Source organism: Pseudomonas asplenii (assembly GCF_001293465.1).
Taxonomy (GTDB): Bacteria; Pseudomonadota; Gammaproteobacteria; order Pseudomonadales; family Pseudomonadaceae; genus Aquipseudomonas; species Aquipseudomonas fuscovaginae_B.
On record NZ_JSYZ01000010.1, the window covers coordinates 1 to 11,600 of the forward strand.

Annotated in this window: 5 protein-coding genes; 1 reads left to right on the plus strand and 4 read right to left on the minus strand. The window is 54.8% G+C overall.

Features of this window, described 5'->3' with window-relative positions; genetic code table 11:
• The 3 genes from PF66_RS15230 to PF66_RS15240 form a co-directional block, all read right to left on the minus strand.
• The coding region (locus PF66_RS15230; protein ID WP_152973026.1) for a non-ribosomal peptide synthetase at nucleotides 1-4,857 on the minus strand (4,857 nt) is incomplete at its 3' end.
• A gap of 174 nt (nucleotides 4,858-5,031) precedes the next feature.
• Nucleotides 5,032-6,756 (minus strand): cyclic peptide export ABC transporter, encoded by a 1,725-nt coding sequence (locus PF66_RS15235; RefSeq protein WP_054063132.1) that lies wholly within the window; start codon nucleotides 6,754-6,756, stop codon nucleotides 5,032-5,034.
• On the minus strand, nucleotides 6,740-9,190 hold the full coding sequence (locus PF66_RS15240) for a penicillin acylase family protein (protein ID WP_054063133.1): 2,451 nt from the start codon (nucleotides 9,188-9,190) through the stop codon (nucleotides 6,740-6,742). The genes PF66_RS15235 and PF66_RS15240 overlap by 17 nt, the downstream gene beginning before the upstream one ends.
• 697 nt (nucleotides 9,191-9,887) lie before the next feature.
• Between PF66_RS15240 and PF66_RS15245 the strand changes: the two genes are divergently transcribed.
• Nucleotides 9,888-11,153 carry a lysine N(6)-hydroxylase/L-ornithine N(5)-oxygenase family protein gene (locus PF66_RS15245; RefSeq protein ID WP_054063134.1) on the plus strand — a complete coding sequence of 422 codons (1,266 nt, stop codon included), beginning with the start codon at nucleotides 9,888-9,890 and terminating at the stop codon, nucleotides 11,151-11,153.
• Nucleotides 11,154-11,181: 28 nt separating this feature from the next.
• Here PF66_RS15245 and PF66_RS33290 read toward each other — a convergent pair whose 3' ends face one another.
• Complete coding sequence (locus PF66_RS33290; RefSeq protein WP_054063135.1) at nucleotides 11,182-11,583, minus strand: DUF5990 family protein; 402 nt, start codon at nucleotides 11,581-11,583, stop codon at nucleotides 11,182-11,184.
• Between the last annotated feature and the right edge of the window lie 17 nt (nucleotides 11,584-11,600).

Here is an 11,600-nt window from a genome sequence, read left to right on the forward strand (position 1 = left end):
CACCTGGCGCCGCTCATCGGGTGACAGGATATCAAGACCATCGAGCATCGCCTGTGAATCATCGTCCATGCTGTTTGCCAAGGCTTGCAATGACCGCAGCATGTAGTCACTCATTCGCCGCGCTGGAACTGGCGCAACGACATGCGCGATAAGCTCCATCGACTCCTCATGAGCCTCGATCGTCATGCTGAAGGGGTATGTCACGCCCACACGTCCGCCTAACCACTGAATTCCCGCAGGCAGGGCATCCTCAGTACCGACGACGCTCGCAAGATTATGTCGGTAGTTGAGCAACGCGCTGAACAGAGGCGTGGACGCGGGAATGGAACCGCAGCGCTGCGCCAACGTCAGCGGCGCGTGCTCATGACGCAGCAACAGAGCCAGGGAAGCATGGGCATTGCGAACAGCTTCATCAACCGAGACATCTTGCACGGCGAGGCTGAAGGGAAGCGTGTTGATCAGGAGTCCCATAGCGGGCTCGTCGAATGCTGAGGAAGATGCCCGTCCTAGCAACACAGTGCCAAACACCACATGGCGGTTCTGGCTGGTCCGCGCAACTGTCAGCGCCCAAGCAAGATGGCATAGGCTACTCAAACTGACGCCGAGGCGACGCGCATGGTAATTCAGGCGCCCGAGGAGTTGGGCTGGCACCCATTGTCGATGTTCCTGGAAATGTTCAGGCGACGCCTGCGCGATCCCGAAGGGCAAGCTCGGCTGACTAACCGAGGAAAGGTAATCGCGGAAAAATCGTTCGTAGCGGCCAACAGCCGACTCAAGGTAGGTATGGGCCACAAAATCTCGAAAATGACGCACCGGCGCCAGCGCACACTGCTGGTCGGCAAGCAGGGAGAAGACCTCGTTATTGAGCATTTGCAGCGTGACATGGTCACCAATCAGATGATGCAAACGCAAATGCAGCAACCATCGTCCCTGCTCGGCATCCTCGGCAACAACCGCCCGTAATAACCCAGCTTGGCTGATGTCTAAACTATGTTTACGCGGGTCGAAACGGTCACGAAGCTGCTCGAGGACAGGGCCATGCCGGGCATCCAGCTCAAGGAAAGTCGTCTGTAGAGGGGCATGACGCCAGACGACCTGCGCCGGAACAGGGAGGTCACGCCAATGAAACGAGGTACGCAAGATGTCATGACGACCAATGACTTGTTCGACTTTACTCAGGTAGCGATCGAGTATGGCGCGTTCGGCGAAGGCAAGCTCGTAGACCATCAGATAGGGGTCCCCTTGAGGGGCCAACAAGTGATGGAACAAAATGCCGTCCTGCATGGGCGACAGGGCATAGATATCTTGAATGTTGGCAATACCTCCAGGCACCTGCTGGACCAGCAAATCAATATCGGCCTGGGATAATGCAATCAATGGCAACATCTCAGGCGTGATGCTGGATGTCTCGGATGTAATCAGGTTTGCCGGTACCTCGACATTACTCGCCTCTCGCAAAACATCGGCCATCTCCGCCAGACGAGGCCTGGCGAAAATCGAATGGATGTCCAGTTCCAATCCGTACTTGCGCAGCTTCGCGACCATTGAAACAGCGAGCAAAGAATGCCCGCCGATTTCAAAAAAGTTATCATTGCGCCCTACTCGCTCCAGCCCCAGCAGCCCCTTCCACACCTCTACCAGAACCTGCTCATACTCAGACTGAGGCGCCGTGTCGTTCGATGTCATCGGCAAAAGCCGCTCGGGAGCCGGTAGGGCTTTACGGTCAATTTTCCCGTTCGCCGTCAATGGCAAGGCGTCAAGAAACACCAGCACGCTCGGCAGCATGTGTTCCGCCAGAGTTGCGCGCAAATGAGCACGCAACGTTGTAACCAGCATGTCCTGATCGGCTTGGCGAGACACGACATAAGCAACCAGCCGCTGATTCCCTTCAGCGTCAAAGCGGGCATCCACTACGACTTGCCTAACCTGTTCGTGCTTGGCCAGAGCCGACTCGATCTCGCCAAGCTCGATACGCGCACCGCGTATCTTGACTTGAAAATCGTATCGCCCCACGTACTCGAGACTACCGTCAGCCCGCCAGGCCCCCAAGTCTCCCGTCCGGTAAAGACGGCCACCGTGCTCCGTTCCATACGGATCCGGCACAAACCGCTGGGCGGTCAGGGCTGGGCGATTCAGATAACCGCGGCTCACACCTGCACCACCTATGTAAATCTCCCCCACTACCCCGATAGGCAGCAACTCGCCAGCGGGTCCGAGCACATACACTTGCGTGTTGTCGATCGGGGCACCAATGATTGTGTCTCTCCCATCGGCCGTGTCGAAACGATGGCAGGTAGACCATATGGTCGTCTCAGTGGGGCCATAGAGGTTCCAGAATGCACCGGCATAATCGAGCAAACTCTGCCTTAACCCTGCCGGCAACGGCTCTCCACCTGAAAGGATCTGCATCCTACGCGAAGGCCAGCCCTGCTCGGCGAGCATACGCCAGGTAGAAGGAGTCGCCTGCATCACCGTGACGGCATGATCATCGACGATTTTCGCTAGTGACTGCGGGTTGGCCGCCGTTTGCCTAGAAGCAAGCAGCAGAAGAGCACCATGGATAAGTGGGTGGAACAGCTCAAGTGCGGCAATATCAAATGACAGTGTGGTCACAGACAGGAATCGATCTGCAACGCCCAATGGAATTTGCCGCTGCATAGCCCGAAGGAGATTCATTAGGTTGCGGTGCTCTACCATGACACCTTTAGGCAGGCCTGTGGACCCAGATGTATAAATCACATAAGCAAGCCCACTCTCCGAAACGACGGGTAGACTCTCAGGCAACGGTACTGGCACATCCGGGCCATACAATGCCCAGGGTTCGAGCCTTGTACATCCCACAATCGATTCGAGCCCGTTGAAGGCATCGCGCCCCGCCAAGATAAATGCCGAGCCACAATCCTCAAGCATGAAATTGATTCGTTCTACAGGGTGGCTTGGATCCAAAGGTACATATGTCGCACCAGCGCGAAGAATACCCAGTAGTGCAATGGGTATGTCCAGACCGCGTTCAAGCATTACCGCAACATATGTCCCTGCACCGACACCATGCCGGAGAAGTTCCCCTGCCAACTGACGGGAGTAGACCTCCAACTCGTGATAAGTAAGCTCTTTGCCTTCATGAAGGACTGCACACTTCGCGGGGTTTTGCCGGGCCTGACGCTCAAACTGTTGATGCGCCAGCAAAGGTTTGGTTAGCGCAACCCGTGTATCATTCCAGCCATAGAGTGTCTGCCGCACCTCATCGTGCGAAAGCATGCGTAGCTTATGAACCGGTACATCCGGGCGCTCCATGACATCTTCAAGCACTGCCTGGAAATGCCGTATGAGGCGTTCGATGGTGAGCACATCGAATAGATCGCAGTTATATTCCATACTGCCTAGCATGTGCCCTTCCTGGCCACTCTGCATGAACATACAGGTGAGATCGTATTTGCTCACCTGTACAGCCACATCTAACGGTTCAACACGCAAACCCGGAATGTTGATCGCTCCTCTGCTGGCACCTTGCATCACCAGCATGACCTGGAACAACGGCGAATGGCTCAGATTACGAGGTAGTTTAAGCTCGTTGACCAACTGCTCAAAAGGAACGTCTTGGCATGCGTAGGCCTGCAACGCCGTGGCTTTCACATGCTCTAACAATTCACTGAAATTGGCGGAAGGTTCAATACGTGTGCGCAATACCAGAGTATTGACGAAAAAGCCTATCAGGGGCTCGAACTCCACTCTGCCACGACCGGCAACGGGGACGCCAATGCATAAATCTGTCTGCCCGCTATAGCGATGCAACAACACGCAGAATGCCGCATGCAACACCATAAAAAGCGTCGCTCCGCGAGATTGAGCAATCGCCGTCAAGCGAGAAACCATCTGCGACTTCAGGCGGAAAGGTAGACTCGCCCCTCGATAGGTTTGCACGGCAGGACGTGAACGATCCGTGGGCAAGTGCAATAACTCTGGTGCGTCCGCCAACTGCGTCCGCCAATATTCGATCTGCGGAATCAATAGGCCGTTTTGCACCTGCCTGCGTTGCCACGCTGCATAGTCGAGGTATTGCAGGGCCAGGGGCGTAAATTCGCAGGCCATACCCGCCACACCGCGACTATAAAACTCGGCTATTTCCTGGACCAACAATGTCATCGACCAATCATCAGCGATGATATGGTGAATATTGATGAACAGAACATGCTCTGCCGGTGCCAGCCGAATAACCCCAACGCGCAGCAACGGTCCGAGCGCCAGGTCGAACGGTTTATTCGCCTCAGACTCTAGCGTCGCATATAATTTCGCGGTACGGGCCGCCGGCTCCAATGCTTCCAAGTCGATAACCGCTATCGGCTGGCGCGACGTGGGTTGCACGCACTGCCTCGGCTCGCCATTCACTTCAATGAATGTGGTGCGCAATACCTCATGGCGCTCACATAAGGCATCGACCGCGTACTGGAGCAGTCCTACCTGAAAAGCAGCGCCCCTAAGGCTAACGGCGGCCGAGATCGTATAACGTGCTTCCCCCGGTGAGTAACGGTCAAGGAACCAAAGGCGCTGCTGCCCCGAGGAAAGCGGGAAGGGAGTTGAACGCTGCTCGACCGACAAACGCACAGGCGCGCCACTGTCGCGCAACTGAGCAACAAGCGCTGCCTTGTTGTCACTGATCAATTGTCTGAGCTCGGGAGTCAAACCTCCCTTGGGTGCCTTGACGCTGAGCTGTCCATTTGCGTTTACGCTAAGACGAACTCCTGACTGATCCAATGTCCGCAACAAGTAGATTACGGGATCCTGCGGAACAACTAAACCGTCAGCGTGCACAATGAAGAACTCCAATCCATGAGAAAAAAGACGCGCCAGCATGGCCATCCGACACCGCGCTACTCCAGCATCGCCCCGCTCACCCAATAATCAGCCAGCGCAGTATCAATGGCCGTACAACCTATACCCAAAACCTGCCAGACCTTGGGAAATGAGTCCGCTACAAATTAAAACACCACACCCTATGTTCTAAATATGAATAGCCCCTACAGATCAAATCGTTCATGACCTCTCGCCGAGCACTACCCCCGGTGACGTCTTCGTCCGCCCCTTGTGATCCGAGCCAACCGTTTGGAAATCAACCAGCGAGCCATCTTCCATCACAACGATCTGGTCGGCCACATCGAAATATCTATCATCATGGCTGATCACGACCACAGCCTTGCCCTCCGCTCGCAAGAGGGGGAGAACACGGCGATAGAATACCTCCTTGAATCCAGGATCCTGATCTGCCGCCCACTCATCGAAGATGTACAAGGACCGGTCTTGCAGCAAAGCGACCAGCAACGCCAGACGCTTACGCTGCCCATCCGACAACGCCAGGGTGGAGAACACGCCATCATTGATCGTTACCTTGTTTTCCAGGCCGAGCATAGACAAATAGCCACGGGCTCGTTCATGAATATGCTCCGTCATTGGAGCCAGTAATTGCTCGAACAAATGGTAGTCAGAATAAATTGCCGAAATTTCCTGACGAAACCCCTCACGTGAAGAATCATCAACAGCACGCCCATCGAATGAAATGCTCCCACTCAGGGGCGAGTAATGCAGTGAAATCATCTTGCACAGTGTCGTCTTACCGGAGCCGTTGCCACCAACAATGAACGTCAAGTTGCCACGGCGTACGCTCAGGGAGACCGGCCCAACCTTATAGATCTCTCCATGCACTTGAGACTCGTGCTGGAAGACAATGTTGGACAACTCCATGCACTGCCAAGGCCCTGCGGGTTCCACACCTTCAAGCGATCGATCCTCGGACAGCTCACCGAACAATTGCTCAAGCTGGCGCAATGCGTTCTTACCCATGATGATAGGAAACGTCACATCAATGATCATCGCCACAGGGCCCGCTACGTAGAGCAGAGCCATTACCACTCCCACCAGTTCCGTCGAGCTGATAGCGTGGTAATTGACGAAAATAAACGAAACGACCCCAATCACGAAGAAACTCAGCAAGTCACCATACGAATTCGCCGCGACCAAAAACGTATAAGTGGTTCTGTCGGCCTTGAGCAGGTCCCGCTCGTGCGCAAGTACCACATTTTCCATGTAGTACTTCAACCCCTCAGAGTTTAATTTCAGCTCCTTAGCGCCATAGACCAAACCGGTCATGGCGCTTTGTAGTTTGCCCAGTATTGCACGTGATCGGGAGAAGCTACGATTGCCGAAGAATACCGGCAACTGATGCATGAGCACGCCCACGCAGATAGCCTGAACGACGAACACGAACACTGCTGTATTCAGAAGCGCCAAGAAAGTCAACATACCCAGTAGCGTGACACTGCTCATCAATAGGTCAGGCAGCAACTGCCCCCCTAACACCACGCGACGAACATCCTCAGTCATGGCGGTAATGATCCTGGAATGTCCGACACCCTCGAGGTTACGCAGATCTGCCCCTGATATCTTCTGATAAAGTTTGATGCGCAGATTCAACGTCAGCTCTGCGGAGATTCGCATCAGAATTGTGCGCGATGCCGTTCGCGCCAGCACGATTATCACGCATAGCGCCAGGAAGACCGCCGCCATCTTGTGGTTCGCAATCTCGATCGACAGGAAGGTGTAACGCTCCTCACTCACTGGCGAAAGGCCATCGTCCTGACCACCCAAAGTACTCAAAACAATTGGAATGAGGAAGGCATAGCAAATACCCGCCAGGGAACCAAGGATCAATGCAAAAAACAATCGATTGGGGGCTTTGCGCCCAAATTCACTGATGAGCATCATGCCGGCGACTGCTCTCCGAATTGTTTTCGACGTCATCCCGGCGCAGCGTCATGTGATAATACTGCCCCAGAGCGAACGGAGTGAGCATGTCGGCGTAGTGAGCACTTAGCACGCTCCCCGACTGCCCCGTGGAGTTCATGTAGGAATACGAGTTTTCCACCGCCCCCATGCTCATGACCTGGCGGAAGCCAGCCCCAACATGCTTCACATAGCTATTGGCGTTCATGAATGAATAATATGAAACATTCACTGTATCCGTAGAACCAGCGGCGGCGACACTACGCTCGAAAATCGCGTTCAACGGTTTTATGAAACTGAATGGGGTATGTTCGTATAGCCCGTGCTGCAACCCCCCCCAGCGCCAAGCACTCATATCTCCGCCTTTCAGCTTCTCCAGCTCATCCAACGCCAGATCCAAGGACTCATAAAGTGCCGCGGCACAAGGCCTGGGTTTTTCCTTAAGGTCACACCATGCGCTAGAGGTACCGTCCAACGCCGCATACACATCATCCGTACTTAATCGCGCAAACAACGCTTCGACGTCGACCAGATGACCTCGCTGGTTGAACGGAACGCGTGCCTTAGCCGCGAAGACTCGATCAACCACATGGCGCATCCAGACGTTGAAGATCGCCGCTGGCACACTGTCCAACGACATGTTTCCATCCCAACCACGCAGTTGCGTCAAGGCGAGACTCTGTCGCGGCGTACGCCCCTCGAGCGTTGCCAAGGCTGTGGCCATTCGCAAAGCCGGTAGACTCATCACGTCCTGCTGAATTCGCTGGTGGGTCTCCAAGTCAAGACCGCCCGAGCGCTCGAGGCTTTCGGCGATCAACTGGCGAATACGCAAGGCTCGACCGGGTGGAGCCCAGTTACTGGAAATGAAATAAGGATAATCCGCCCCCGTTACGTCGTCATTTGCCGACACCAAGTATCCTTCTGGCGGATTGAAACGCTGAGGCATATCGTTAAAAGGGATATAGCCTTCCCACTCAAATTCACTCGTTTCGCCAGATACAGGAGCAAGTCCATGTCCGTTCTTACGAATAGGAATCCGACCGGCGCCTTGGTAGCCAATATTACCTTGAACGTCAGCGTATAAAAAATTCAGCGCCGGTGAAACGAACAAGGACAATGCCGACTTGAAGGCCTGCCAATCCTTGGCATAGTTCAACCTGAGCAAGGCTTCATAGGTGGTATCGTTATCATCGAAGGCCACCCAGCGTAATGACGCCACCGCTTCAAGGGCAGGATCCATAGCGGTGATAATAGGTCCATGGACGGAACTTCTGACCTGCAAGCGCACAGGCTCGAGCGCTGTTCGCAGCACTGCGGGAAAGTCCGCTTTGACCTGTATTTCCTCGGTGCGCACTTCAAGCGGCTCCCATCGGCCATCACGGAGATACTGACCCGGCCGCTTCGCATCGAGCGTCTCGAAATATAGATCCTGTACGTCAGCCGTCATGCTGGTAGCCCCCCAAGCGATGTCGCTGTTCAGCCCCAGCACCACCACCGGCAACCCGATCAAGCTCATGCCGACGCTTTTTAGATGCTCCCCTTCGAGCGCGACCGGATACCACCAGGACGGAATGCTCAATCCAAGATGCGGGTCATTGGCAAGCGTAGGTCGACCATCCGCAGCCAATCGCCCGGCCGTCACCCAGGCATTGCTCCCCAGCCATTTGCCTCCCAAGTTCAGATCTTCCCGCAAGACCCGCTGCCCTTCGACCACAGCCGCCAGGGCCTGCACATGAGCGTTATCGACCCCATTGCTCTGCGTCCCCCCACCGTCCTGGTGCCGGCTGAAAAGAAAGTTGATCTGATCGGAATTGAAATAGGCACTCGCTATATAGCGCTGCATCTCGTCGTCGAAGTTCCCCGACAGGTTCAGGGCGAATACTTTGATCCAAGCCAGCGAATCCACCGGAGTCCATGGCTGCGGTTTTATCCCGAACGCGATGAATTCGGGTGGCAAGGCCCGCTGCTCGGAGATCCAGGCGTTGACGCCCTCGGCGTACGCCAAGAGGGAAGCGCGCGACGCCTCACTCAACGATTCCCATGCTTTGCCTGCTGCACGATAGAGCCCCAGGGTTTTAAACCAAGCGTCCTGCTTGACCGAGCCACGACCCAGTATTTCGCTCAGGCGCCCCTGCGCGATGCGACGTTGAACCTCCATTTGCCATAAGCGGTCCTGCGCCTGAGCATACCCCGCCGCATAGAAGACGGCGAGATCCGATGCTCCGCGAATATGCGGCATACCGTGCGCATCACGGGTGATGGTCACAGCGCCCGGATCATGACCGCGCCAGAACAACGTTGCCTTTGCTTGAGGCAATGATGAGTGCAGATAGCACAGCCCAATCCCAAGCACGATCAACAAAGGAAGTATGATGATCAGCAACAGACGAGACAATAGCGGAAACTTATTGATCACAACGAATCCTTTCTCTCAACGGGATGGAGGCTAACGAAAACTCTTCATCGCCGACCTAAAATCATACAAGTCCATCCCACCGACTCATATCAACAAGCCAGTATCCAACCGAGAGCCTAACGACTGCGAGCAATGATTCGCTGCAACACTATTCGCCAGCAAAACTAACAGAAAATCATCAAATAACCGCATAACCTTCAATAATTCCATTTAATATGAGTTACGTGTCAAACGGTTAGCATCCTAACGCAATGACCAAGCGGAATCTACTGTCGAAAGACCTTGGCGCGATCGGCCCATCCCAGCCTACTAACCTACATCCGGGCATCCATCGCCGCCGAAAGTGTTGAAGTCCTGAAAAACAGGGCGGACTCCTGCGTACAGCGCTTCAGGTCGTACCTGAGCGCTCCGGAGCCCGGATCCGAAAGTCCCCAACTCGTTGCACGCAATGACTGGCCTATACCGAAGCCATGCAGCCGCAAGCCCGCTCCCCTGAGCTGTCACAGGCGTAGCGCGCTGCGGCGCCCCCTCCTAAACGAAGTGTAAGTGTTGAGCGGGACAGGCGAAATATGGTTTTCTCGATTATACAGGTGTGTATACTTCGTTTTCTTTGCGCTACTTGAGAAACTGCGCAAGAGAGTCGTAGAGGCCCCATACTCGTCGGCGCCGAACGCCAAGCCAAAGGATACGGTTGCATATGGAAATACATGATCTCATCGGAGTTGGCTTCGGCCCTTCCAATCTGGCGCTGGCCATTGCGCTGCACGAACAACACCAGGACAGACGCCCTCAGAACATACGCTTCCTCGAAAAGTCAAAGAACTTTTCGTGGCATGAGCACATGTTGCTGCCCGACACGCGTATGCAAGTAGCATTTCTCAAGGATCTGGTTTCGTTACGCAACCCCAAGAGTCACTTTACTTTCGTCAACTACCTTCATGAGAAGAACCGTCTTCAGGCATTCATCAACCTGAAAACTTTCTATCCCAGCCGACAGGAATTCAGCGACTACTTGGCATGGGCCGCCAGTCATTTCGATGACTGTATCGAATATGGCCAAGAGGTCATCCATGTCACACCCGTGTCAGAAGCGCGCTCCGTCAAACTGTTGAATGTGCACACGCGCGATACCCAGGGGCTCGAACGCTCTTACCTTACGCGCCATCTTGTCATGGGCGTTGGCGGAAGCATACGCATACCCGAGCAGTTCTCGCCTTATAAGCACGATCCAAGGATATTTCACTCAAGCAGCTATCTGAAACACATCGCCGAGCACCGCGGCGCCCAACGCATCGCGCTGGTAGGCGCCGGGCAGAGCGCTGCAGAAATATTCATGGATCTGCCGAATCACCTGCCCCACGTAAAGTGCGATTTGATCATGCGTCAGAGTGCCTTGCGGGTCTCGGACGACAGCCCTTTCGTCAACGAAATCTTCGACGCCGACATAGTCGACTCTCTATTTGAGAACCCCGAGCGAAACAGTGCCTATATCAAAGATTTTCGCCATACCAATTACGCTGCTGCCAACCTGGACTTAGTCGAGCGCATTTACCAGCTCATCTATCAGCAGAAGGTCAACGGCGTGGAGCGGCATCGTGTTCTCAACGACCAAGAAATCACTGCCGTCGAAACGTCGGCACAAGGAGTGCATATCGCGCTACGCGATATGCACGACAATACGCGCACCACTGAGCAGTACGACTTGGTCATACTCGCCACAGGCTATCAACGAGACCATCATCGCACCCTACTCCAACCCTTGGCCTCGTATCTGAGCGACTTGCGCGTAGACAGGCACTATCGCCTGCATACGACAGATGACTTTCAACCCTCGATTTTCCTCCAAGGGGCCTGTGAAAACTCGCATGGCCTGAGCGACACGCTGCTGTCGATCCTCGCTACCCGGTCGGCAGAGATTTCTCATGCACTAGCGACCAGTCTGCACACCTGCGAACAGGCCTGAGCCGCACTAGCGGCAAATAGCGCTCATATCACGCTATTTGCCATGCCACAGCCTCTCGTGCATGGGGCTTTCGCCCTGTTATGTCGGCGCGCAACCGAGTCGCGCCAGTCAGGTCTGCTGCCGTGAACTGCAAGGGAACCTTGACGCGCTGCACCCATGGCGTTGCGCAATCTCCGCCACGCCTCCAGCTCAAATAGAGGAAGCGTGCCTGGGCCACTCCATGGACGAAAGGCCCTGAAAAATCGACCTGCCCGTGGTCCTTGGACCGCACTTGAACTTGGCATGTGAATTCATGAATACCAGCCTGGTTTTCCACACCTTCATGAACCACCTGCTTCTTATCCTGCAAGCCAACCTGGACTGCCTCCTCGAATTCTGGCAAGGCCTTACAGGATAGGACCACTGTTATACGCGCGGGCAAATCGCTCATTCTATCCCCTCATTGGA

Excerpts from the sequence above, each read along its gene's own strand:
- PF66_RS15235 (WP_054063132.1), bottom strand. The coding sequence starts at position 6,756 with ATGATGCTCATCAGTGAATTTGGGCGCAAAGCCCCCAATCGATTGTTT.
- PF66_RS15245 (WP_054063134.1), top strand. The coding sequence starts at position 9,888 with ATGGAAATACATGATCTCATCGGAGTTGGCTTCGGCCCTTCCAATCTG.
- PF66_RS33290 (WP_054063135.1), bottom strand. The coding sequence starts at position 11,583 with ATGAGCGATTTGCCCGCGCGTATAACAGTGGTCCTATCCTGTAAGGCC.